A 22,626-nucleotide genomic window follows, 5' to 3' on the forward strand; every position below is an offset into this window, starting at 1 on the left:
CTATAACTGAAAGTCTCTAGACAATAAAAGGCGCTTGAAGCGATTGTTTGCTGCTTTAGTTGCGAGTCATTAAAAATTCAAGTAGCGCTTTTTGCGCATGCAAACGGTTTTCGGCTTCATCCCACACTACACTTTGGTGACCGTCAATGACTTCAGCCGTGACTTCTTCGCCACGATGCGCAGGTAGGCAGTGCATAAATAAAGCATTCGAATCAGCTTGGTCCATAATGGCACGACTTACGCGATATTTCGATAAGGCTTGAATGCGCAAACGTTGTTCGTCTTCTTGTCCCATGCTGGCCCAAACATCGGTTACCAATAAGTCTGCGCCTTGTGCGGCTTCCATCGGGTCGCGTACAATTTCAACACGATCTTTCGCCATCTCGATTAAATCTGCACGTGGTTCAAAGCCTTTTGGACAAGCTACGCGTAATTTAAAGTCATAGATTTGCGCCGCATTAATATATGACTGGCACATATTATTACCATCCCCAATCCAGACCACCGTTTTACCCTGAATCGAGCCTCGATGCTCATAGTAGGTTTGCATGTCAGCTAGCAACTGGCAAGGGTGAAAATCATCGGTTAAAGCGTTTATTACTGGCACCGATGAAAATTCGGCCATGGTTTCAACAATGCTGTGTTCGAACGTGCGCACCATAATGCCATCCACCATGCTGGAAATAACGCGTGCGCTATCTTCAATCGGTTCGCCACGGCCAAGTTGGGTATCGCGGGGCGATAAAAACAACGCGTGGCCGCCTAGCTGAGTCATGCCGACTTCAAACGAAATGCGGGTGCGAGTAGACGCCTTTTCAAAAATCATTGCAAGGGTTTGGTTTTTGAGCGGCTCGTAAATTTCACCGGCGTGTTGCATTTTTTTGAGCTCAATCCCACGCTGCAAAATATGTTGCAGTTGTTGCGGGGTGAGGCTTTTAAGGGTTAAAAAGTGATTATTTGTCATGGGATTAAGATTTTTTTAAAAATTCGGTTATTAATTGGCTCAAATCAGTCACCAGTTGGCTCGTTTGGGCTTCGGAAATTACAAATGGCGGCAATAAACGAACGGTGTCGCCACGCGTTACGTTGATCAGTAGGCCTTTATCAAGCGCTAGTTTGACCAGCTCGCTACACGGACGATCCAACTGAATACCGATCATATAACCTTTGCCACGCACTTCTACCACGCCTTTTTGGTCGGCTAATGCGTTTCTAAAGGCGGTCATGATTTGTTTGCCTTGTTTGGCGACCTGTGAGATATAGTCGTGCTGCTCAAGCGTATTAATGACCGCTAAACCGGCCGCACACGCGAGCGGATTGCCACCAAACGTGGTGCCGTGGTTGCCTGGACCAAAAGTGCTGGCCGCTTTACCACGGGCTAAACATGCACCAATCGGCACACCGTTGCCCAAGGCTTTCGCTAAGGTTAATACATCTGGCAAAATGTCTTCGTGTTGGTAGGCAAACCATTTGCCGGTACGGCCCACGCCAGTTTGGATTTCATCCATCATCAGTAACAAATTATGCTGGTCGCACAATTGACGTAAGGTTTTTAAATAACCGGCATCGGGTACAAATACACCACCTTCACCTTGAACTGGCTCAACCAAAATGGCGACGAGGTTAGGGTGATCAGCAATGGCTTTTTCAACCGCCTCTACTTGGTTGTAAGGCACGCGCACAAAGCCCTGCACTAAAGGGCCAAAACCTTCTTGAACTTTTTTGTTGCCGGTCGCACTTAAGGTCGCCATGGTGCGGCCGTGGAAGCTGTTTTCCATTACGAGGATTTCGGGGTTTTCAATCCCGCGATCAGCCCCCGTTTTACGCGCAATCTTAATCGCCGCCTCGTTGGCTTCTGCACCCGAGTTACCAAAAAATACGCGATCCATACCCGATAGGCGAATTAAGTCTTCACCTAATTTTTCTTGGTTTTCGACGCGATATAGGTTCGAGGTATGAATGAGGCGTTTGCTCTGTTCACACAAGGCTTGCGAAATCGCAGGGTGAGCGTGGCCTAAACTGCAAACGGCAATACCACTCACGGCGTCTAAATAGGCCTTTCCTTGATCATCGTACAAGGTTGCGCCTTCGCCTTCTGTAAACATGACAGGCAAACGAGCATAGGTATTCATTAAACTTTCGGACATGGACTTCACCTTCTTGCCAACGCAACAGCGCCTAGGCGGCTTGATAATTACAAACAAAAAAGAGCAATCCGAAGATTGCTCTTTTTGAAAGACAAACGATGATTTTAGCTGAATCAAGAATAAATTCAAGTTGATAGAGTGAATAAAGCTCAGAGCTAGATTGAAATTAAGCGTGCAGACTCTCTGTTATTCGTGGGTTCATTCGGCTAAAATACATCTTTTATTTTTTGTAAAAACGGCTTTGGCCGGTTTTATACCGAATTTGTAGCGATTTATATTTCTGAGGAGCTTCTCAATGCGAACGATGTCGGATCGTGATGGCCTGATTTGGATGGACGGTCAAATGGTGCCTTGGCGCGAAGCCAACACGCATGTTTTAACTCACACCTTACATTATGGTATGGGTGTTTTTGAAGGTGTGCGTGCGTATGATGCCGAGCAAGGCACCGCGATTTTTCGCTTAGAAGCGCATACCGATCGCCTGTTTAATTCAGCGAAAATTATGAATATGCCGATGCCGTTTGATAAAACCACGCTTAACGAAGCGCAGCGTGCCGCGGTGCGTGAGAATGGTTTGAAATCGGCTTATATTCGTCCGATGGTGTATTACGGCTCAGAAGGCATGGGTTTACGTGCCGATAATTTGAAAACTCACGTGATTATCGCAGCCTGGGAATGGGGTGCGTATATGGGTGAAGAAAACCTAACCCGTGGTATCAAGGTCGCGACTTCGTCCTACACACGTCATCACGTTAACATTACCATGACCAAGGCGAAAGCGAACGGTGCGTACATGAACTCAATGTTAGCTTTGCAAGAAGCGGTATCGCACGGTTGTGATGAAGCGCTATTGTTAGACACTGAAGGTTATGTGTGTGAAGGTAGTGGCGAAAACTTCTTTATGATTCGTGACGGCGTGATTTATACCCCAGAATTGACGGCGGCCTTGGATGGTATTACGCGTAAAACCGTGATGCAATTAGCGCGAGAATGTGGTTATGAAGTGGTGGAAAAACGCATTACACGTGACGAAGTTTACATCGCAGATGAAGCCTTCTTCACTGGCACGGCGGCTGAAGTAACGCCGATTCGTGAATTGGACAATCGTCCGATTGGTCAAGGTTCACGAGGCCCCATTACCGAGCGTTTACAAAGCCTGTATTTTGACGTGGTTCATGGACGCTCAGCCGCTCATTTAGACTGGTTAGCCACCGTTAAATAAGATTTCGTACGGCGGCAAATTGCCCGCCGTGTTTACACGCTTTAAGGAGTGACAATGAGTTCAAAAGCAACCGATTCATGTGCGCAAACGCACGTTGAAGTAACCTACGACGATTTGCCATTGTATTGCCCAACCAATAATCAGTCGGTATGGGACGCACATCCGCGCGTATTTTTGCCGATTGAAGAGACCGGCGAAGCTAAATGCCCCTACTGTGGTACGGAATACGTTTTAAAAGACTGGGATCCGAATCGTTCGGCGCACTAATGATTCGAGATTCAAACCCGACCACCAGGCCTGGTGGTCGGTCTCCCTACCAAGGCTTAAATATCGAGCCTAAGCAATTACCTAATATTCTCTCTGCGCAACCCCAACCGACCTTATATCACGACAGTACGCATCAGCTTTTCTATCTGCAAACCGAGCAGGGCGACAAGGTCTTAAAAACGTTGAACCCCAATGCCCAACAACAAGATTTTTGGCGTAATGTACGTGTGCTATTTGGTTTAGATCTGCAACAACATCTCCAGCACCAGGCCTGGTGCTCGCGTCAATTGGCAGACTTAACCGATTTGGCGATTCCGCAGATTGAATGGGCAGTGAATCCTTCTGAAAGTTTGCAGGGATTTGTCTTAGCCTCAAAACTCGCGGGTGAAACCGGTCAAGCAAAATGGATGAATCAGACCAATGTTGAACGCTTCGCGCGACATTTAAGTTCGTTGCATCAGGTTCAATATTCCAGCTGGGGGGTTTGGCATCAGCCGCAATATCCACTTAACGATTGGTCAACCAGACTCGCGCAGCGTTTAAAAAGCTGGATGAATTCGACCGACCACCAGGCCTGGTGGTCGGCGATAGAGCAGGCTGAGGCGCTGCATATTGATTCAGCCGTGCCCACCATGTTGGATTGTCGTTGGGATCAGTTTTTATTTGAGCAGAAGCAATTGTCTGCCTTGGTAGATTTGGACGCGTTTGTGCTCGCGCCGGTCGAATTAACCTGGGTGATATTGGAATATCTTTTGGACGAACACCAGGCCTGGTGGTTTAAGCAAGCCTATGGCGATTTGCCCGATTTAACACAGGTGCGTGCCCCTTATCGCTTGTGGTTGTTTGGTTTGAACTTGCTAGGCGAAACCGATTTGGCGCACTGGATGGCCGCGCCCACACGGTTTTAAAGAGAGGCACTTTGGTGCTGTGCGCGATAAAGTTTTAACCAATTAACAAACCCATAAACCGCGAGACCAAGATAAAGCACAAACATCGCTGCAGTCAGCAAATAGCCGGTTTGCCAATAAAGCACCACCGCCGTGCTATCAATTACCAACCAATAGAGCCAGTTTTCCAATACCTTGCGTGCCATCATATAAGTGGTGAGCATGGAAAACACCATCACAAACCCGTCTAAATAGGGTTTTTGGCTAGCCTCAAACAAGGTTAATAAACCGCCGAGTGAAAAAGTCAGCAACACGCCTAAACTAATAAAAACAGCGTGATAACCCCAGCGCCAACGATGAATGTGTAACTCAGGTTGGCTAATGCTGCCTCGGGTCCAGACATAAAAACCGTACACCGCCATGGACATGTAAAAGAAGTGTAAGAAAGATTGCATCGGCAGCATGCCGTTCCAAAACAGCAGGGTATAAATCGCGGTGCTTACAAAAGCCGCTGGCCAACACCAAACCGATTCGCGCGCGGCTAGAATCACATAAGCGATGCCCAGCGCAACCGCAATCGCCTCCCAAATAGATTGCTGGCTAAATTGCGCCCAAATCTCAGCAAGCATCAATTTTGGCCTTGGAGCGATTGACCCCGACCATTTTCATTACAAAAATGGTGTGTGGGTTTTGTTCAAATACGGTTTCAAGCTCTTTGGTCATCAAGTTCATAATCGTGCGATAGTCACCAAACACCTGAGTGCTGAGGCTATTGCGCTCAAGCACCAGGCCTGGTGCTTGTTCTAAACGCTCGATAAAGTCAATAATCGGTTGGCAAAATTCGTCTTGTAACGGGTACATACTGATATCAAGTGAAATATTCATAGGGTTATTCCTTTGTTCTTTTACTGCGAAGACACGGAGTTGTTAAGCGTTAGCTTTTCACCCTCTCCCTGGGTGGGTGAGGGTGAAGTGTCACCTTTGGTTAAAACCGCACTCTCGTGGTCAAACCAACTTGGCGCGGATCGCCAAGGGCGATATATTGGTGTTCGCCGTCACCATCAAAGTGGTCAAAAAAGTAACCTCTTGTAGCATAACGCTCATCTGTTAGGTTTTTGCCCCAGAAATAGACTTCCCAGTCCTTGGCCTCATAGCCTATTCGCGCATTAGCGATGGTATAGGCTTTAGATTTTTCATTATGTACATTGTCGAAATAAAATGCATCCATGCCTTGAACTTCGACTCGACCAAACCAGCCTTGGTCATGTCGATATTGACCACCGATTAAATATTGATAGTTGGGCGCATGCGCTGCACCGCGATCGGCCATATCAAATTCTTCATTAATCGGCGTGCCTTTAACTTGAGTTTGTAATAATCCCAAATTAGCAAAAACCAGCCAGCGGCTATTGACCTGCCAGTCGATTTCGGTTTCTAGTCCATAGTGTTGTGCTGAATCTAAGTTTTCAGTAAAGAATACCCATTCATAACCGCCAGGTTCATAGCTGTAACCATCAAACTGTGGATTTTGACGATCCATATAAAATAAGGTCGTCGCTGTTTTGATTGCACCGTAGTTGGAGCGTAAGCCAATTTCATAGTTATAAAGAGTTTCGGCTTCGAAGGTTAAATTTTGTTCAGTACTTTGTCCGGTATTAAAGCCGCTCGCTTTAAAACCTCGGTTAAATCCGGCAAAGGCGGTATGGCGTTCGTTGTATTTATGCGTGTAAGTTATTGAACCGCCCCAAAGGGTTTCTACTGGTTCATGTTCATCCAGTAGGGTGTAATCAAAATCAGCGTGCGGACCAACGACATTTCCACTTGCATCGTACTCAAAAGCGGATCCGAAGTTACGTTTGGTTTGCGTGAAATCTTTGCGATTATGTTCAGCCCTTATGCTGTAACTCAGCGTTTTTTGATTTGATATTGCTTGATCAAGTTGACCATATAGAGCCAATTTCTCATTGGTGAAATCACTGCTAATATCGTTGTTATAAATATCTGGACCTTCCGTTGGGCAGGTAAATCCGTAACAACTTTGAAAGCGTTCTGCGCGATCATTTGTTTCAGTTAAATGTGACGCATAAAGCCCGACGAGCCAATCGGTTGATTGATTAAAGAGTTTGCTAGAATCAGTTGATTTCCAGCGAAAATCTTGGCTAAAGTTCTGGCGTGTTTGTGTGCTTTGATAGGTACCGTTACTCTTTTCTTCATCAAAGGCTTGCCAGTCTAAATCATAGTCGTAGTGACTTGTGTTGTCCGCAAAGCTGGTAGTGGAAGTGAGTTGATAGTTTGAATTGCCATCATATTGGACTTTCAAAGAACTGGCATTGGCTTTTTGAGTGTCTTTACCTGGCTCATCAGAAAGACTGGTAAAGCTATTATCACGCGTAAACACATCATAGCCGTTATTAATATCAGCGTGCATGAGGCTTAAATCAAATTGAGTATCGTCACCGGCCCACCAGCGTAGTTTAGCTCGCGCGGTGAGCTCGTTTTTTTGGTTGGTATCGGTGCGGTCTAGGGTGTCGTTATCACGGAAGCCATCGCTGTTATGTTTGAACAGGCTGACACGGTATTGCGGACTTTTGTCTTCGGATGTGAAAGCGCCACTGGTCATGACGCCAAGTTCTTTCAGGTTATCCGTGCCCACGCTCGCTTCAATTAAACTTTCTTTATAAGGCGTTGGGTCGTTAGTTTGGATGTTTACCAAGCCGGCGAGGGCGCTGGCTCCATAACGTGTGCTTTGTGGGCCGCGTAATACTTCGACTTGTTTGACGTCAAATAAATTGCCGACCATGCCGATGCCGCTGAAATCAATTTCATCGACCGCAAACCCCACACTGGCGTTGGGTGCGCCGGTGTATTCGTCACGTTCGCCCATACCGCGAATTTGGATATGACGCGGACGCGATGATTGCCCGGAAAAATTGACATTGGGGGTTTGTAATAACACATCGCCAAAATGGGTGGCGCCGCGATCTTGCAATTCAGCTTCATCCATAATATCGACGCTGGCAGCGATATCCGTTTCGCTGGTTTCGCGTAAATCGGCATTCACGGTAATGGTAGATAAGTTGTTTTCAGCTAGTACCAGGCCTGGTATAAGGGCGATTAAAGCAAATGGAAGTGGTTTGAGTTTCATGGTTTTCCTTTTACATATTTATGTGTGTAAAAGGACAGGAAGACCGCGAGTTGCGTCAAGAGTTTTTGACTAAAATGGCGTGTCATGCCTGTCCCTACGCTGGTATTAACCAGATCAGGTTCTTAGGGTTTCGATTTTCTGCAATCGATCTCAGGCCGAATAGACCACCCCTTGGCAAATTTGAGCGCAAATTGTAACACAAGCACCATTTAAGCCTATGTAAAATCATTGGCAAACTAATACAGTAAAGCTACTAAACTAATACAATCGCCGATTTAAGAAGTGCTAGAATATTGATTAATGTCAATTATGATATTGTTGCGCTTAATGTTCACTTCATTCTAATTAGGCGACTATTATTAAATCAGTCAGAAAAAAATAAAGAGGGTTCAAATATGTCATCGGTATCCGCAAAAATGAATCAAGATTGTCTCGAAATCGCCGTGGATGGCGTATTTGATATTGAGCTTTATCATGATTTTAACAACGCATATAAAGACTATATTGGCAAAGCTAATCGTTATGTTATTGACTTTGATCGCACTGACCGTATTGATAGTGCCGCGTTGGGTTTGATGTTATTGATGCGCCAAAAAGTGGGAACGGAAAACAGGGTAATTAAGTTAATTAACGCCAACGACAAGGTGATGCGCAGTTTAGAAACCGCCCAGTTTGGTAAATTGTTTGATATGGATGCTTAATCGTTAATCAGTTGTGTTATACAAACTAAGGTTGCAAAGGAAAACGAATGTCCGTTAATCAAACTCGATTATTATTGATAGATGATACGCCAGCATCGCTAAAATTGTTAAGCATGATGGTGGCTAACGCGGGTTGGGAATTTGATACCGCCGTGGATGGCGAAGACGCGTTGAATAAAATCAAGGCACGAACCCCGGACTATTATAGTGTGGTGGTCTCGGACTGGTTGATGCCTAAAATGGATGGCATCGCATTACTGAAAGCCTTAAAAAAAGATTCAGAACGTCGCCAGATACCGGTTATTCTGCAAACGGCACTGGCGGATAAAGAGTCGGTTCAACAGGGTTTAAGAGAAGGTGCATTTTATTATTTAGCCAAGCCGCTCGATATGGAGTTGGTGCAATCGGTTATTCGTTCCGCTTTACGTGATTATAAAACCCACCAAAACTTGCGCGCGGAAATCAATAAAATTACCGCGTCTTTTGCTACCGCTAAACACGCCGAATTTGAATATAAAACCCTTGAAGAAGCTCGTGGTTTATCATCCTTGCTAGCCAGCTTGTGCGCAGAGCCGGATGAAGCGGTTGTAGGCTTGTTTGAGTTAATGGTGAATGCGGTTGAGCATGGTAATTTGGCCATTACTTACGATGAAAAAACTCAATTGATCAACGAAGGCCGTTTAATTGACGAAGTTCAACAACGTCTGGCCGATGACACCTATCGCGATAAAGTCGTGGCATTAACATTAGACGTGCGTGCGGCCGAAATAGACGTCACCATTCGAGATATGGGGGAGGGGTTTGATTTTGAACAATATCTCAACTTCTCTTTGGAGCGCATGTTAGACAATCACGGGCGTGGTATTATGATGGCCAACCAGGCCGGATTTAAAAAGCTCGAATATTCTGATGGTGGTCGTCAAGTCAGTTGTTGCATTGATCGCGCCGCATTCACTCACTTATCAAGTTAGACCTCAATTATGCAAGCCCCTTGGATTCCAGACTATGAAGAGGAGCGTTTAGTCGCGCTCTATAACTTGGGGTTATTAGACTCTGAGCCCGAAGAACGCTTTGATCGCATTACCCGCCTGGCTCAATCTTACTTTGACTTCCCAGTTGCTATGATCAGTTTGGTCGATAGAGATCGGCAATGGTTTAAATCCATTGTCGGTGTAGAAGCGGAAGAGTTGCCACGCAATACCTCGTTTTGTGGGCATGCGATTTTGCAAGAAGAAGTGTTTAGCATTCCGGATACTAGGCTCGATCCGCGTTTCGCAGATAACCCGCTGGTAATAGGCGAGCCCTACATTCGAGCTTATTATGGTATTCCGTTGCGCGCACCGGATGGGTATCGAGTTGGCACATTATGTTTGATCGATCATAAACCACGCGAGTTATCCGCTGAGCACCTAGATACTTTGCGTGATATGGCTAAGATGGTCGAAGACAAACTCGCGCTTAACAATATTTTGCGCCAAGCCAAACTGGCGGACAATCGTCAAAGACGGCTAAATGCGATTTTGCAAACCGAGATGGATGCCATCGTTTCGATTAAATCCGATGGTTCAATTGTCGGAGCGAATCCCGCGACTCAAACCTTATTTGGTTATGAGGTTGATCAACTGATTGGACAAAGCGTTGACCAGCTTTTAGTTAAACCGTTTTTTGATCCACTTAATCGTACTTCTGATTCAAAATTGGAGCAAAAGATTACCCAATCCGCTAGTCTGAGAGAGGAGCGTATGGGTGTACGCATGAGTGGTGAAATCTTTCCTCTCGAGCTTAGCTTAAGTCAGGTAGATATAGACGACGAGCCACAAAAAATCTTGATTATGCGCGATGTCTCAGAGCGCAAGGCTTACGAAAACCAACTCGGCACCTTACTGGAACGCTTGCGCCGCAGCCAAGAGTTTGCGCATATCGGCTCTTGGGAATGGGACATACAAACTGAGAATTTGTTTTGGTCAAATGGCGCCGCAGATATTTTTGGTTTTTCGCCTGAGAGTATGCAGTTGACGATAGATGAATTTACTCAACGAATTCATCCCGACGATCAAAATAAAGTGGCTGAAGCCATCAAACAGTGTATCGAACAGCGCAAAACCTATGATATTGAACACCGAATTATCCGTGCCGATGGTCAAGAATATTGGGTGCAAGAGCGTGGTGACGTGGTTTACAACGACCAGGGTCAGCCTGAACGCATGTTGGGGGTAGTGATTGATATTGATGCCAAAAAACGCGCTGAAGTGGAATTACATGAACACCGCCGCCAGCTTAAGCAGGCACAAAAACGCGCGCGCTTAGGTCATTGGCGTGCGAACTTGCAAACTGGTGAACTAACTTGGTCGAAGGTTATTTATGAGATTTTTGGAATCGACCCGGAGATAGCACCTAATGTTGATTTGTTCATGCAAGCGGTACATCCGGGCGACCGCGTTTTAATTGATGAGAGTCATGAAGCCATGCGCAAAACTGGAGTGCATGATGTCGTGCATCGTATAGTGCGACCTGATGGTGAGGTTCGAATTGTACATGAGTTAGCCGAAATGCATATGGATAGTCAGGGCGAGCCACTGTATTTGATCGGTACAGTGCAGGATGTGACTGAATTGAAGCAAGCCGAGCAAGACTTGTTGTTGCAGCAAACGCAATTACGCAAGGCGATTGATAAAGCCGAGCATGCGAGCCAGGCCAAAACCGAGTTTTTGTCCAGCATGAGTCACGAGCTTCGCACACCGTTGAATTCTATTTTGGGTTTTGCACAGCTATTGCATAAAGATCAACACCTTAATGAATTACAAAAAGACAGCTTGAACGAAATTATCCAAGCGGGTAAACATCTATTAGAGCTTATTAACCAAATTTTGGATTTTGCCAGTATTGAGTCCGGCCAAGTCGAACTTAATTTTGAAAGCGTGTCGCTGAATAAAATCCTGAACGAATGTTTAAGTTTGCTAAAACCGCAGGCGGTAAATAAAAAGCTGGAATTGATTCTTGATCTGCCAGAAGAATTTAAAGTCAAAGCTGACCGTTTACGCCTTAAACAAGTGATTCTCAACCTGATGTCGAACGGGATTAAATATAATCAGTTGGCCGGTAAATTAAAGCTCCAAGCCAAGCCGAACGCCGAGTTTGTGCGCCTTAGTGTCACGGATAGTGGCCTGGGTATCCCAAGTGAAAAAATAAAAGAACTCTTTACGCCTTTTGAACGTTTAGACAAACAGGGTAGTGCGATAGAGGGTTCGGGCATAGGTTTATCCATCAGCAAAACCCTGGTTGAACAAATGGCGGGCGAAATAGGGGTCGAGTCCTCTACTCAAGCCGGTTCGAGCGGCACTACTTTTTGGATAGATATCCCGCGCGTTAAGCCATAAATATTAAGCAGACAATTCATCACCAGGCCTGGTACTTGGCTTGAGTTAGTTTAGCTCTTTATAAAATATCAGCGAGTGATCGGTTAGAATAAGCCGCTTTGATTCGACTATCGACCTTTTTAGGAATTCCCGATTGTGACCCCTGTGTTGTTTTTTCAAACGGCTTTACTCACGCTGGCTGCTTTAGTCGCTTTTGCCGCCAATGCCGTCATTTGTCGTTGGGCGTTAGAGGCGGGCTGGATTGACCCCGTTAGTTTCACCAGTTTACGTTTAGCATCGGGTGCGATGATGTTATTTATGGTCATGAGCTTAGTATGGTGGCGCAAGCGCCCAAGCACCAGGCCTGGTGCTGAAACAATTAAAGTATCAAAAGGCAGTTGGAAAGCGGCACTTATCTTATTTATCTACGCGATTACTTTTTCGTACGGTTATATCGAAATCAGCACCGCGACGGGTGCGTTATTGCTAGCGGCGATTGTGCAACTAACGATGCTGGGTTATGCGTTACGCGCGGGTGATCGTTTACATGGCGCAGAATGGATTGGGGTGGCGCTGGCGTTAATTGGTCTGTTGTACTTGGTTTATCCCAAATTAACCACGCCTTCTTGGTGGGGGTTGGTGGTAATCTGTATTTCGGCTTACACTTGGGCGCTTTATAGTCTAAACGGCCGACGCTCTAAAAACCCGCTTAGCGATACCGCCTATAATTTTTACCGAACCTTGCCCTTGGTTGCGCTATCAAGTTTATTGTTTATTCCGTTTATGAACTTAACCACCGAAGGCGTCTTGTTAGCGGTATTTTCCGGCGCAATCACCTCCGGTTTAGGCTACATTTTATGGTACAAGGCTTTGCCAGGAATCTCCTCAAGCCTTGCCTCCGCCAGCCAACTATTAGTCCCCTTAATGGCCGCGTTTGGAGCCGCTTGGTTGATTGATGAACCGATTACGCTACACTTTATGTTGGCCGCGCTTTTAATGCTTGGCGGATTGGGTTTGGTTTTATGGGGGCGACATCGTCACCGCCGATTGATTCCAACCAACCTCTAATCCGAAACCAATTTTGAGGAATTTATATGTCTGTGTATCAAACCCAACTTCAAATTCAAACCAGCCAGCGCGGCACTCAAAATATCACTGCAAAAATTAATCAAGTGCTGAGTCAGTCGGGTATTAAAACTGGGACTTGTCATGTGTTTATTCAACATACTTCCGCCTCGCTCATCATCACCGAAAACGCCGATCCAACCGTAAGAGATGATATTGAATACTGGCTTGCCTCGCGTATTACGGATGGCGATCCGCAATACCGACACAACTACGAAGGTGACGATGACATGAGCGGCCATATTCGTACCATTATGACTGATACCAGCCACACCATACCGGTTACAAATGGACAGCTAAATTTGGGCATCTGGCAGGGTTTGTTTTTATATGAACATCGAACAGGGCGTTTTCAACGTCAACTAGTGGTGACGATACAAGGCGAATAGTGATAGTTTGGGAGGGCTAGCTACAATTTTCCCCACACAGGCAAAATTTGGGCATTAAAAAAGCCAGACTTCAATTCACCTAAGTGGTTGAAAAATCTGGCTTTAAATCTGGCTCCCGATGCTGGACTCGAACCAGCGACATACGGATTAACAGTCCGGTGTTCTACCAACTGAACTAATCGGGAGTGGTAGTTCAAACGTGTCGTTTGATGAGTGCGTATTATAAAGACTCCTAAGGGCTTTGCAATAGTTTTTTGAAAATAATTTGTTGTAAAGCCCCTAGCTATAAAGGTTGCCGTTATTCGGTGAATTTAAGTTAGTGGGTGTTTGTCTATCCTCTGGGCTCTACGGTTAATTGATGAGTTTCCATATCAATTTTTACTTTACCTGTCCGTAAATGTAAGTCTCGCTGCGGAAAAGGTATTTCAATCCCACGTTTCGTTAGCTCTGTTTCAAGTTCCCACAAGAAAAGAGCTTGTGCTTTACCAGGCCTAGACATGAGTTCGTTATCCACCCATATGACTAGCTCAAAATCAAGACTGGAGTCTCCAAACCCTACTAACCAAACGTCTGGCTGACGAGAAGCGTGATCAATAACCGCACCTTTAACGCGTTTTGCGGCGGTTAAAGCGGCTTCCTTAACCAGGTCTTTGTTACTCCCGTATGCGATAGAAAATGGAATATGGATGCGGCGATTTTTTTCGTTATAACTCCAGTTAGTTACTTGTCCGTTAATAAATTCTGAATTGGGTACGATAATATCAACATTGTCACGGGTTGTGATTCGAGTAAATCGCAACCCAATTTCAGCCACAACGCCTGTTGTGACTGAGTTTAGCTCTACAAAGTCACCAATTTTTAAAGTTTTTTCAGAAATAATAATGATTCCTGAAATAAAGTTACTAAAGATATTCTTTAGACCAAAGCCTATACCTATGCCTATAGCACCGCCTAAAAAAGCTAAACCACTCAAGTTCAAACCCATGTAGGATAAACCCATTAAGGTAGCAATAAACCAAATAAAATAACGTAATAATCGACTTAATAAATACAAAGTGGATTCGTCCACATGTTTATAGGCTTTGCCTTTTGTGAAACGTTGAATAATGTTTTCTATTTTTGCCGATATCCACCAAGCTAAAACTATAATCAAGAAAAATCCAAGAATAGTGGCTAGTGAAAAAGAAACCGTGGCAGTCTGAATGAGTGGCGATGTTATCCAATTGATAACCGTATCAAAAAACGACCAAGGGTTTATTTGTGTGTTTGAGCCTTCCATAAAAACCCCTTATTAAACTTGTTTGGTTTTATCTTTCGATGTTTCATGGTGACTAATATCTTTAAGCTCATATCCGCATCGGCGACAAAATTTTGCATCGGCGTCATGCCCTCTCAAACTACATTCTTGACAGGCGCGACCATCTTTTTGTTTACTTAGAGATTGGTAAACTTGGGCTGAATAAATGCCGGTTGGAACCGCAATAATGCCATAACCAATTAAAACTAGAATAGAGGCGATAAACTGGCCGAAAGGCGTAGCAGGGGATATGTCACCATAGCCAACCGTGGATACGCTAATGAGCGCCCAATACATGGAGGTAGGGATGTTGGTAAAGCCATATTCAGGCCCCTCGATGATATATAAAAAAGTACCAAAAATAATAATGATGGTGATAACGCCGACCAAAAAAACCAAAACTTTACGCCAACAATTTGAAAAAGCATCAATTAAAATACTGGTTTCACGTTGATAACGGTGCATGTGTAGCACATCAAACACCCTTAATATTCTTAGGATTCGGATTACCGCGAGGTATTGGATACCACTTTCAGGAAAAAGCAAAGCAATGTAAGTAGGTAAAATAGCGAGGAGGTCGATGACGCCATAAAAACTTCGCGCGTAGCGCATAGGATCGCGTACGACCCAAAGTCGGGTAATGTATTCAATGGTAAACAGTAGCGTAAAAAACCAATCTAGCCTAAAAAGAAGACTGTTATAGTCTTGATTTAGTGAGTCGACCATTAAAACAGCAACGCTTAACAATATTGCTATGACTAGGGACATATCAAAAATAATCGAGTTACGCTGCTGGTAGCCAAAAATTATATGAAATAATTTATGGCGAATCCCTTCAGTGTTTCGGCTATCAGGATAGTAGAATTGGCGCATAGTAATTTTTCTTCTGAGACAGTTTTAAATTATATTTGATTACACAACTTAACTTAGATTTCTCAATTTGTCGATTTAACAAATAAATTCTGGAGAACCGTAATAATCATTGGAAGCAATTCAAAGCCATTATTAATCTTGCCAATAGTTTAATTTTTAGCCGTTAGGGATGTCGAGCTGTTATGTTGTTTTTAGAAGCCTAGATAAATTAGCTGAGTCGGTATTATAGGAAAAGGAGATTTATGAAGTATTCAACACTAGGTCAATCCAATATTAAAGTCAGTCGTATTTGTTTGGGCACCATGACCTGGGGTGAGCAGAACACTCAGGCGGAAGCTTTTGAGCAGATGGATTATGCGTTAGACCAGGGGGTCAACTTCTGGGATGCAGCTGAGCTTTATTCGGTGCCACCTAAAGCAGAAACCTATGGTTCGACAGAGAAAATTATCGGTGAGTGGCTGGCGAAAAATGCACGTCGTAGCGAGATCGTTTTAGCCTCAAAAATGGCGGGCCCCGGTGAGTTTGTAGAGCATATTCGTGGTGGTCAAACACGTTTTAATGCACACATGGTGCCGCAAGCATTGGACGCCTCATTGCAACGTCTGCAAACCGATTATGTTGATTTGTATCAGTTGCATTGGCCGGAACGTTCGACTAACTTTTTTGGTCAGTTGGGGTTTGAATATCCGTCTAATAAACCGAGTGATTTAACGCCCATGGCGGAAACCTTACAAGCTTTAAGTAAGCAAGTAGAAGCCGGTAAAATCTGCAGCATTGGTCTGTCCAACGAAACCGCTTGGGGCACGATGAAGTTTTTGCAACTGGCAGAACAGTTGGGGTTAGAAAAAATCGTTAGCGTGCAAAACCCTTACAATTTGTTAAACCGTAGTTACGAAGTCGGCTTGGCTGAAGTGGCTTATCAAGAGCAGGTTGGTTTGCTGGCTTATTCACCACTAGCGTTTGGTTGTTTAGCGGGTAAGTATTTAAATAATGCTCGACCAGAAGGTGCACGCATCAGCTTATTTCCGCGTTTCGACCGATACTTGAACGATCAGGCACAAGCGGCTACAAAAGCTTATGTTGAACTTGCCCAGCGTCATGGGTTAGATCCGGCACAAATGGCGTTAAGTTATGTGAACAGTCGTCCATTTTTAACCGCCAATATTATTGGTGCCACTAATATGGCGCAGTTAAGAGACAATATTGCTTCGATTGATTTGGATTTGAGTGCCGAAGTGTTAGCGGAAATTGAAGCGATTCACCAGCGTTATACCTATCCAAGCCCTTAACGCTCGCTATGCAAACACTGGGCTGGTTGTACGGTGACGCATTAAAACGAATGCATCACCGTGGTGACCACGCCCCAAATCACTAAGTTGGATTCTTCTTTTACCAGAATTGGGGTGTAATCGTCATTTTCGGGTACTAGCCAAGTGCCGGTAGATTTTACTGACAGACGTTTGACGGTCAGTTCAGAGTCAATCGCCGCAATTACAATTTTACCATCCACTGGATTGATGCTGCGATCCACCACCAATATATCGCCATGGTGTATGCCGCTTTTTTTCATTGAGTCGCCCTGCACCTTAACTAAGAAGGTGGTTTCTGGGTTGCGAATATAGTGTTCGTTTAGGTCCAGACGAGCTTCAATATTGTCGTCGGCCGGCGATGGAAATCCGGCCACGACCTTATGCGAAAACAATGGCAGATCAACATGGCTGGATGCATCTGGTCGTAAGGTTTCGGCATTGTTAGCCTTAGGCAAAGGTAACTCGGGGGCGTGAGTGGGTGATTTAGCACGCGCTTTCAGCCACTCTTTAATCACCGGAACTTGGGATTCGGGCAAGCGCACGACCTTGGTCGGCTCATTATAAAGTCCTGAGCCTTTTTTGCGTCCTGCGCCTGGGCGCTTGCCACCGTGTGTTTTAGGTGTATCTGACATCACTAACCCCTTCTTGATTATTGATACAAGTTCATATTGTACATTAAATACATTAAGAGCATTAAGTTCATTGTTTGTTTTGACTGGTTTTACTTATTATTTTCATCTGATTAGCGAGTTCTAATTAACGCTAGTGAACGCTTAATAATTCATCCCAGCGCGTGGTGTAACGGGGCGAACAATAATCGCGACGCATGCGCCAATCTTGCTTGTTGGTTAGGCCTTCTGCAGCTAAATGGAGTTTGCCACGTCCCATTTTTTGATTTACTTCATCTAATACCCTCATCAGATTGTCCGACTTGGGATTGGCAGAATATTTAGGATTGGGTGCAAACACATCCAGTTGTAGCGCACCTTTAGGACTGATTTCGGAGAGGGTGATGCCGGTTTTTTGATACGCCAGGCCTGGTTGCCAAATACGTTTTAAGGCGCGCTTGGTCATTTGGATTAATAGCGATGTATTGTCGCTCGGATATACCAGTCCAAGTGTTTGATGATTGGTGTAACTGGGTGTTTTAAATGGATCCGTACGAATGTATACACTCACGGTTTGGCAAACCGAAGCTTGGCTACGTAACTTTTCTGCCGCGCGGGCGGTGTAGCTGGCGACGGCTTGTTCCATTTCTTGATATTCGCTCACTGGCCGGCCGAAAGAACGCGAGGATAGGATTTGTTGTTTGGCTGGCGCGACTTCTTTTAGTTGAATACAGGCGATGCCATTTAGCTCCATAATAATGCGCTCGATAATGCTGGAGCGGCGTTTTAATAAGGTTGGGCTGGCGAGTTTTAGGTCTAATGCGGTATGAATTCCGCCAGCTTCGAGTTGGGCAGCGAGCTGTTTGCCAATTCCCCACACCTCCCCGACAGACAGGTTTTTAAGTAACAGATTTACACTAACATCGGATAAGGCACTTAAGTCTAATACACCATCGTAATCCTTGTGTTTTTTGGCTAAATGGTTAGCCAGCTTAGCGAGGGTTTTTGATGGCGCGATGCCGATGTCAACCGGTAAGCCGAGTCCTTGTTTAACACGCTGTTTAATCTGCTGACCGTAAGCGGTTAAATTCCATTGTGTCATGCCGGATAAATCTAAAAAGGATTCATCAATCGAATAGATTTCCTGAGATGAACCAAACCCAGCGATTAAACGGTGCATGCGTGTGCTCATATCGGCATAAAGTTCATAGTTAGAGCTGAATATCGCCGCGTTATGGTGCGCTAAAAATCCTTTAACTTTAAAGTAGGGTTGAAACATCATGCTGGTGGGCTTGGCCGCGCGATAGCCGCCAGAGCCATAGTTAATGCTTTGTTGGCGGGCTAAATCTTTGGCGATTTTGTTGGCTGCGACGATACAGCCGTCATTATTCGACAAAACCACCACCGGCCGATTTTCCAGAGCCGGTTGAAAAGCGATTTCGCAGGACGCATAAAAACTGTTGGCGTCCACTAGGGCAAATAAGGGCATAATATTGACTCGGCTATGAATTATAAACAAGTTGGGTAGCAGGGTGGTCTATCATAATTGTTTTGTTACATTATTCAAGTGACATAAAGTGAATTCATTTAATTTAGTGAGGCTGAAATGAATACAGGAGTTGGAATGAGTTGGCTGTTAGCCGGCGCGTTATTGTTAAGTGGTTGTACCAGTTTGCCTGATAAAGTTGAGCCGGTGACGTCGTTTGAGTTGGATAGATATCTGGGTGAATGGCACGAGTTGGCGCGCTTGGATCATTCGTTTGAACGAGGTTTAACCCAGGTCAGTGCGCATTATTCGATGCGTGAAGATGGCGGTGTCAGAGTTGTGAATCGAGGCTTTGACACTGAAAAACAGGCTTGGAAAGAAGCCGTCGGCAAAGCTTACTTTGTCGATTCAGAAGACATTGGGCGTTTAAAGGTCTCGTTTTTTGGCCCATTTTATGGCGCCTATAATATCGCCAAACTGGATGAAGGTTACACTATGGCCTTAGTGATTGGGCCGAATTTAGATTACGCTTGGTTGTTGGCGCGCGACCCTCAACCCAGTCAAGGTCAGTGCGAAGCTTATTTAGCTGAAGCGGATCGGATAGGGGTAAATCGTGAGGATTGGATCTGGCTAAAGCGTTGCGATTAATTGGGGCACAATCCTAAACGCAAAAATCAGACAATAAAAAACCGGCTAAGCCGGTTTTTTATTGAACTTAGAGCGATAAGCTCCAAGTTGCTGCCATCTATATAGGTTGCCGAAAAGCAATCAGGACGATTTATTAATTAACCGCGTCTTTTAAACCTTTGCCTGGTGTGAACTTAGCTTGCTTTCTTGCAGAAATCTGGATAGTGGCGCCAGTAGATGGGTTACGACCAGTACGAGCTGGTACATCTTTAACACTGAATTTACCAAAACCGATTAGGCTGACTTCTTGGCCTTTAACCATTAGTTCAGTTACACCTTGAGTCACAGCATTCACGGCTGCCGTGGCATCTTTCTTTGTCATACCGGTGTTTTGTACAATTTGTTCTACTAGGGCTTCTTTAGACATGCTGACTCTCCATTCGTTGGATAATTGTGTAAAAAAAATGTATAGCAATTCTTGAGTCTCAAACTTTAGCAGAAAAAAAGCGTTTGAACAGCGAAAAATTAACCAAAACCCGCTATTTATAAGCTTTTGATTTGATTTTGAGCATTTTTTAGGCAAATTGAGCCAAAAGTGCGTATTTATCCTGGTGTTTTAACCTAGTGGCAGTGGTGTAAAAACGTTACAATTCGGCTCAAACATTAAAAAGATTAAATAGAACGGTCTATGAAAATTTGGGTTGATGCGGATGCCTGTCCGGTGGTGATTAAAGAAATCTTATTTAAAGCGGCGTTACGAACACAAGTGCAAACCACCCTGGTCGCTAACCACGCGATGCGAATTCCGCCGTCGCGGTTTGTGGACTTTTTGCAGGTCAGCAGTGGTTTTGATGTGGCGGATAATGAGATTGTAAAACGTCTGAAACCGGGTGACTTGGTGGTGACGGCCGATATTCCATTGGCCGCGGAAGTGATTGAAGCGCAGGGGCAAGCCTTGAATCCTCGAGGCCAGCTTTATACCACTGAGAATATTCGAGCTCGGCTCAATATGCGCGATTTTATGGAATCATTGCGTTCAAGCGGGGTGCAAACCGGTGGTCCGGCGGCAATCAGCCAGGCAGATCGTCAGGCATTTGCCAATCAGTTAGATCGGATTTTAGCGAAATATTTAAAATCGAAATCCAACGAAGCTTGAGCTAGAAAGCATCAAGCCTGATCCAAACAGTCTAATAACAAGGAGTGATGCATGCATATAAATTCAACCCAGTGTGGTCTAGTGCAATGGTTTCGTTACTTGGTTTTACTGGCCTTAACCTTGGGCTTGATCGCCTGCGGGCCTTATCATCCGATGGGGATCAGTGATGATGAATGGCAAACCTTAACGCCTGCACAGCGTATGCAAGCGCGTGAACAGCAGGCCGAAGTGGATAAAGCGCGTGCCGCTGAACGAGCCGAAAAAGCTCGCATTCGTGCCGAGCAAGAAGCGCGTGAGCAAGCGATTATTGCTGAACGTCGTGCTAATCCAAAATATGGTGAGCGAGTGCAATGCGTTTTATCTGGTGGGCAAGCTAAGTTAAGTAGCAAATGGCGCAATATTGAACCGGTCGCGGTAGATTTAGTGATTGGCGAATCGCAAGAGTTTGATGTTCTTCATCTGCGCGATGGCCGCACGCGTTATTCGCGTAATGGCCACGCGAGTTTCGATGGTCAACGTGTAAATTTATGTTTGTATTCGAGCTCAAGACCCTCCTCTAACCAGTGCGCCAGTTTGGTGGCCACCACGCGCCAATTTGACCGAGGTGTTAGCCAAAACATTAGTTCAAAGGACTTTGTGCGCGGTAAAATGCGTTGTGATTTGGTGTTGCCTGAGTTAAGAAGACGTTACGACAGTCGAACGAGTCGCTAGCTTTCAATGGGGCGCGCCATGCAAATGACTTGGCGTGCATCATGTTGACCAGTAAAAGGTGCATTTAACCATTCGCACAATAGGATGTTGCCATGCTTGGTTCGGTTTCGATTCTCCGAGCGCACCGTCGTTTGTTGGTTACGAACGCTGTCTAAGATACGCTTGAGGTTCTCATGTTCTTCCGGCTCTGCTAGCAGTTCAATTATGTTTTTCCCAAGCACTTCTTGAGTGCGCCACTTAAAGATTTGTTGGGCTTGATTATTCCATTCCACAATGCGTGCTTGCTCGTCAACCACAATGATTGCGATCGGGGCGTGACGAAACAGAGTGGTGAGCTGAGCCTGGTAACGTTGTAAGCTGCGTTGCCTTATCCAAACTAACGCAGCTAGCCCCAATATCACGATGAGGCCAATAAAGTTGATGAGGCTGAGAGACATAAAATCACCTTTTTGATCTGTAAGTACCAGTTTGGCGAACATATATAAATAAAGCATAGCATTCAATGATCCGGCCAATTTGCAAACACTTGGAATATTTTGAGCTGTTTTGCACATTTGGTTTTATGGTATTCTTCGACCAGTTAACGGAAACCCTTTATGAGAAAGTCTAGCCCATTATCAGCTCCCACTTTAACCATCGCCGGCCACGATTTAGCGATTAAGCGTCATCCGCGTCGTCGGCGTTTATCTTTGCGTGTGCGGGCCGGTCAAGTCGAAGTCTTGGCGCCGACCAGTGTAGCCTTCGCCCAACTTAAACAGTTTGCAAACAAGCACCAGGCCTGGTGGTTAGAGGCGTTACGTAGCCATCCGGTTGCGCAGCCGATTGCTAAACGGGTAGCTGAAGAGGGCGCGTTTTGGCCGTTATTAGGTAATGAAATCCAACTGAGTTTTCGCGTCGGGCGACGTCAGATCGAATTATGCGATCAGCAGTTAATTTGTCAGTTTCCGCAGCCCGATAATGCTCAAGTTCGCTACAAACATCTGCAGGCCTGGTGGCGAGAATACGCTTATCAACACTTATCACAGCGTACCCAGTTTTTTGCCCAGGCTTTGGGCGAAGCACCCAGTGAGATTCAAATTAAAACCTATCGAGCGCGTTGGGGTAGCTGCGATGCGCGCCGCCGAATTCAATACAATTGGAAATTGATTTGTTTACCCAGTTGGGTGGTGGATTATGTGGTGGTGCATGAGTTATGTCACCTCAAACAAATGAACCATTCACCGGCGTTCTGGCAACTGGTGAATCGGCTTTATCCCGATACGCCGCAAGCGAAAGCTTGGTTAAAACAGCACGGACATCAATATATTCACCAGCTTTAA

General features: G+C 45.1%; 24 protein-coding genes, 1 tRNA gene and 1 riboswitch. Of the genes, 13 read left to right on the forward strand and 12 right to left on the reverse strand.

From position 1 onward, the window contains the following. Positions 1-55: 55 nt before the first annotated feature. Both argF and N746_RS0102830 read right to left on the reverse strand, forming a co-directional pair. Entirely contained in the window at positions 56-964 is a 909-nt protein-coding gene (gene argF, locus N746_RS0102825; RefSeq protein ID WP_029933848.1) for an ornithine carbamoyltransferase, read from the reverse strand. Between the two features lie 4 nt (positions 965-968). Continuing rightward, positions 969-2,147 carry an acetylornithine transaminase gene (locus N746_RS0102830; RefSeq protein WP_029933849.1) on the reverse strand — a complete coding sequence of 393 codons (1,179 nt, stop codon included), beginning with the start codon at positions 2,145-2,147 and terminating at the stop codon, positions 969-971. Positions 2,148-2,442: 295 nt separating this feature from the next. Here N746_RS0102830 and N746_RS0102835 point away from each other — a divergent pair, with 295 nt between their 5' ends. Genes N746_RS0102835 through N746_RS10585 form a run of 3 tightly spaced genes read left to right on the forward strand, consistent with a single transcriptional unit; the run spans position 2,443 to position 4,544 of the window. Continuing rightward, positions 2,443-3,369, forward strand: a complete 927-nt coding sequence (locus N746_RS0102835) for a branched-chain amino acid transaminase (protein ID WP_029933850.1) — start codon at positions 2,443-2,445, stop codon at positions 3,367-3,369. Between the two features lie 54 nt (positions 3,370-3,423). Next, positions 3,424-3,636: a zinc-finger domain-containing protein gene (locus N746_RS0102840; RefSeq protein ID WP_029933851.1), complete on the forward strand. Its 213-nt coding sequence runs from the start codon at positions 3,424-3,426 to the stop codon at positions 3,634-3,636. Beyond that, positions 3,636-4,544: a hypothetical protein gene (locus N746_RS10585; protein ID WP_029933852.1), complete on the forward strand. Its 909-nt coding sequence runs from the start codon at positions 3,636-3,638 to the stop codon at positions 4,542-4,544. Before N746_RS0102840 ends, N746_RS10585 begins: the two co-directional genes overlap by 1 nt. Here the strand turns inward: N746_RS10585 and pnuC are convergent. From pnuC to N746_RS0102860, 3 genes are all read right to left on the reverse strand, one after another. Continuing rightward, positions 4,541-5,152: a nicotinamide riboside transporter PnuC gene (gene pnuC, locus N746_RS0102850; RefSeq protein WP_029933853.1), complete on the reverse strand. Its 612-nt coding sequence runs from the start codon at positions 5,150-5,152 to the stop codon at positions 4,541-4,543. The genes N746_RS10585 and pnuC overlap by 4 nt on opposite strands. After that, positions 5,142-5,408, reverse strand: a complete 267-nt coding sequence (locus N746_RS0102855; protein ID WP_029933854.1) for a hypothetical protein — start codon at positions 5,406-5,408, stop codon at positions 5,142-5,144. Before N746_RS0102855 ends, pnuC begins: the two co-directional genes overlap by 11 nt. 100 nt (positions 5,409-5,508) lie before the next feature. After that, positions 5,509-7,668, reverse strand: coding sequence for a TonB-dependent receptor (locus tag N746_RS0102860; RefSeq protein WP_029933855.1), 2,160 nt, complete (start codon positions 7,666-7,668; stop codon positions 5,509-5,511). Between the two features lie 73 nt (positions 7,669-7,741). Further along, positions 7,742-7,850, reverse strand: a riboswitch (TPP riboswitch). Positions 7,851-8,063: 213 nt separating this feature from the next. Between N746_RS0102860 and N746_RS0102865 the strand changes: the two genes are divergently transcribed. The 5 genes from N746_RS0102865 to N746_RS0102885 all read left to right on the forward strand — a co-directional run bounded on the left by N746_RS0102865 (position 8,064) and on the right by N746_RS0102885 (position 13,239). Then, positions 8,064-8,369: an STAS domain-containing protein gene (locus N746_RS0102865; RefSeq protein ID WP_029933856.1), complete on the forward strand. Its 306-nt coding sequence runs from the start codon at positions 8,064-8,066 to the stop codon at positions 8,367-8,369. A gap of 47 nt (positions 8,370-8,416) precedes the next feature. Then, positions 8,417-9,340 (forward strand): response regulator, encoded by a 924-nt coding sequence (locus N746_RS0102870; protein ID WP_029933857.1) that lies wholly within the window; start codon positions 8,417-8,419, stop codon positions 9,338-9,340. A gap of 9 nt (positions 9,341-9,349) precedes the next feature. Next, positions 9,350-11,746, forward strand: a complete 2,397-nt coding sequence (locus N746_RS0102875) for a sensor histidine kinase (protein ID WP_029933858.1) — start codon at positions 9,350-9,352, stop codon at positions 11,744-11,746. Positions 11,747-11,881: 135 nt separating this feature from the next. Continuing rightward, positions 11,882-12,793 carry a DMT family transporter gene (locus N746_RS0102880; RefSeq protein WP_029933859.1) on the forward strand — a complete coding sequence of 304 codons (912 nt, stop codon included), beginning with the start codon at positions 11,882-11,884 and terminating at the stop codon, positions 12,791-12,793. A 26-nt stretch (positions 12,794-12,819) separates the two neighbouring features. Continuing rightward, a complete protein-coding gene (locus N746_RS0102885; protein ID WP_029933860.1) occupies positions 12,820-13,239 on the forward strand; it encodes a secondary thiamine-phosphate synthase enzyme YjbQ in 420 nt (139 codons plus the stop codon). 109 nt (positions 13,240-13,348) lie between these two features. Here the strand turns inward: N746_RS0102885 and N746_RS0102890 are convergent. The 3 genes from N746_RS0102890 to N746_RS0102900 all read right to left on the reverse strand — a co-directional run bounded on the left by N746_RS0102890 (position 13,349) and on the right by N746_RS0102900 (position 15,409). Further along, positions 13,349-13,424: transfer RNA gene (locus tag N746_RS0102890), tRNA-Asn, on the reverse strand. Between the two features lie 146 nt (positions 13,425-13,570). Next, positions 13,571-14,518, reverse strand: a complete 948-nt coding sequence (locus tag N746_RS10360) for a mechanosensitive ion channel family protein (protein WP_051678477.1) — start codon at positions 14,516-14,518, stop codon at positions 13,571-13,573. A gap of 12 nt (positions 14,519-14,530) precedes the next feature. Beyond that, complete coding sequence (locus N746_RS0102900; protein ID WP_029933862.1) at positions 14,531-15,409, reverse strand: ion transporter; 879 nt, start codon at positions 15,407-15,409, stop codon at positions 14,531-14,533. Between the two features lie 242 nt (positions 15,410-15,651). Between N746_RS0102900 and N746_RS0102905 the strand changes: the two genes are divergently transcribed. After that, on the forward strand, positions 15,652-16,698 hold the full coding sequence (locus tag N746_RS0102905; protein ID WP_029933863.1) for an NADP(H)-dependent aldo-keto reductase: 1,047 nt from the start codon (positions 15,652-15,654) through the stop codon (positions 16,696-16,698). Between the two features lie 41 nt (positions 16,699-16,739). Here N746_RS0102905 and N746_RS0102910 read toward each other — a convergent pair whose 3' ends face one another. Together N746_RS0102910 and N746_RS0102915 are read right to left on the reverse strand one after the other, a co-directional pair. Continuing rightward, positions 16,740-17,351: a LexA family protein gene (locus N746_RS0102910; RefSeq protein WP_029933864.1), complete on the reverse strand. Its 612-nt coding sequence runs from the start codon at positions 17,349-17,351 to the stop codon at positions 16,740-16,742. A 130-nt stretch (positions 17,352-17,481) separates the two neighbouring features. Beyond that, the gene (locus tag N746_RS0102915; protein ID WP_029933865.1) at positions 17,482-18,816 is read right to left on the reverse strand and encodes a Y-family DNA polymerase; all 1,335 of its coding nucleotides are present in this window, start codon (positions 18,814-18,816) and stop codon (positions 17,482-17,484) included. 135 nt (positions 18,817-18,951) lie between these two features. On the opposite strand from N746_RS0102915, the gene N746_RS0102920 reads away from it, so the two are divergent. Next, entirely contained in the window at positions 18,952-19,461 is a 510-nt protein-coding gene (locus tag N746_RS0102920; RefSeq protein WP_029933866.1) for a lipocalin family protein, read from the forward strand. A 133-nt stretch (positions 19,462-19,594) separates the two neighbouring features. Here N746_RS0102920 and N746_RS0102925 read toward each other — a convergent pair whose 3' ends face one another. Then, positions 19,595-19,867, reverse strand: coding sequence for an HU family DNA-binding protein (locus N746_RS0102925; RefSeq protein ID WP_029933867.1), 273 nt, complete (start codon positions 19,865-19,867; stop codon positions 19,595-19,597). Positions 19,868-20,128: 261 nt separating this feature from the next. On the opposite strand from N746_RS0102925, the gene N746_RS0102930 reads away from it, so the two are divergent. Beyond that, on the forward strand, positions 20,129-20,596 hold the full coding sequence (locus N746_RS0102930) for a YaiI/YqxD family protein (RefSeq protein ID WP_029933868.1): 468 nt from the start codon (positions 20,129-20,131) through the stop codon (positions 20,594-20,596). Positions 20,597-20,647: 51 nt separating this feature from the next. After that, complete coding sequence (locus N746_RS10590) at positions 20,648-21,307, forward strand: hypothetical protein (RefSeq protein ID WP_051678478.1); 660 nt, start codon at positions 20,648-20,650, stop codon at positions 21,305-21,307. Here N746_RS10590 and N746_RS0102940 read toward each other — a convergent pair. Further along, positions 21,304-21,744 (reverse strand): PAS domain-containing protein, encoded by a 441-nt coding sequence (locus N746_RS0102940; protein ID WP_162173026.1) that lies wholly within the window; start codon positions 21,742-21,744, stop codon positions 21,304-21,306. The genes N746_RS10590 and N746_RS0102940 overlap by 4 nt on opposite strands. Positions 21,745-21,903: 159 nt before the next feature. Here N746_RS0102940 and N746_RS0102945 point away from each other — a divergent pair, with 159 nt between their 5' ends. Further along, positions 21,904-22,626, forward strand: coding sequence for a M48 family metallopeptidase (locus N746_RS0102945; RefSeq protein ID WP_029933871.1), 723 nt, complete (start codon positions 21,904-21,906; stop codon positions 22,624-22,626).

Origin of the sequence: Thiomicrospira pelophila DSM 1534, from assembly GCF_000711195.1 — a bacterium.
Taxonomy (GTDB): domain Bacteria; phylum Pseudomonadota; class Gammaproteobacteria; order Thiomicrospirales; family Thiomicrospiraceae; genus Thiomicrospira; species Thiomicrospira pelophila.

Bases quoted from the DNA above. Each gene is read 5' to 3' on its own strand.
- N746_RS0102920 (WP_029933866.1), top strand. From the start codon at position 18,952: ATGAGTTGGCTGTTAGCCGGCGCGTTATTGTTAAGTGGTTGTACCAGT.
- N746_RS0102945 (WP_029933871.1), top strand. From the start codon at position 21,904: ATGAGAAAGTCTAGCCCATTATCAGCTCCCACTTTAACCATCGCCGGC.
- N746_RS0102870 (WP_029933857.1), top strand. From the start codon at position 8,417: ATGTCCGTTAATCAAACTCGATTATTATTGATAGATGATACGCCAGCA.
- N746_RS0102835 (WP_029933850.1), top strand. From the start codon at position 2,443: ATGCGAACGATGTCGGATCGTGATGGCCTGATTTGGATGGACGGTCAA.
- N746_RS0102860 (WP_029933855.1), bottom strand. From the start codon at position 7,668: ATGAAACTCAAACCACTTCCATTTGCTTTAATCGCCCTTATACCAGGC.
- N746_RS0102930 (WP_029933868.1), top strand. From the start codon at position 20,129: ATGAAAATTTGGGTTGATGCGGATGCCTGTCCGGTGGTGATTAAAGAA.
- N746_RS10590 (WP_051678478.1), top strand. From the start codon at position 20,648: ATGCATATAAATTCAACCCAGTGTGGTCTAGTGCAATGGTTTCGTTAC.
- N746_RS0102940 (WP_162173026.1), bottom strand. From the start codon at position 21,744: ATGTCTCTCAGCCTCATCAACTTTATTGGCCTCATCGTGATATTGGGG.
- N746_RS0102840 (WP_029933851.1), top strand. From the start codon at position 3,424: ATGAGTTCAAAAGCAACCGATTCATGTGCGCAAACGCACGTTGAAGTA.
- N746_RS0102885 (WP_029933860.1), top strand. From the start codon at position 12,820: ATGTCTGTGTATCAAACCCAACTTCAAATTCAAACCAGCCAGCGCGGC.
- N746_RS10585 (WP_029933852.1), top strand. From the start codon at position 3,636: ATGATTCGAGATTCAAACCCGACCACCAGGCCTGGTGGTCGGTCTCCC.
- N746_RS0102905 (WP_029933863.1), top strand. From the start codon at position 15,652: ATGAAGTATTCAACACTAGGTCAATCCAATATTAAAGTCAGTCGTATT.
- N746_RS0102855 (WP_029933854.1), bottom strand. From the start codon at position 5,408: ATGAATATTTCACTTGATATCAGTATGTACCCGTTACAAGACGAATTT.
- N746_RS0102900 (WP_029933862.1), bottom strand. From the start codon at position 15,409: ATGCGCCAATTCTACTATCCTGATAGCCGAAACACTGAAGGGATTCGC.
- N746_RS0102915 (WP_029933865.1), bottom strand. From the start codon at position 18,816: ATGCCCTTATTTGCCCTAGTGGACGCCAACAGTTTTTATGCGTCCTGC.
- pnuC (WP_029933853.1), bottom strand. From the start codon at position 5,152: ATGCTTGCTGAGATTTGGGCGCAATTTAGCCAGCAATCTATTTGGGAG.
- N746_RS0102910 (WP_029933864.1), bottom strand. From the start codon at position 17,351: ATGTCAGATACACCTAAAACACACGGTGGCAAGCGCCCAGGCGCAGGA.
- argF (WP_029933848.1), bottom strand. From the start codon at position 964: ATGACAAATAATCACTTTTTAACCCTTAAAAGCCTCACCCCGCAACAA.
- N746_RS0102925 (WP_029933867.1), bottom strand. From the start codon at position 19,867: ATGTCTAAAGAAGCCCTAGTAGAACAAATTGTACAAAACACCGGTATG.
- N746_RS10360 (WP_051678477.1), bottom strand. From the start codon at position 14,518: ATGGAAGGCTCAAACACACAAATAAACCCTTGGTCGTTTTTTGATACG.
- N746_RS0102830 (WP_029933849.1), bottom strand. From the start codon at position 2,147: ATGTCCGAAAGTTTAATGAATACCTATGCTCGTTTGCCTGTCATGTTT.
- N746_RS0102875 (WP_029933858.1), top strand. From the start codon at position 9,350: ATGCAAGCCCCTTGGATTCCAGACTATGAAGAGGAGCGTTTAGTCGCG.
- N746_RS0102865 (WP_029933856.1), top strand. From the start codon at position 8,064: ATGTCATCGGTATCCGCAAAAATGAATCAAGATTGTCTCGAAATCGCC.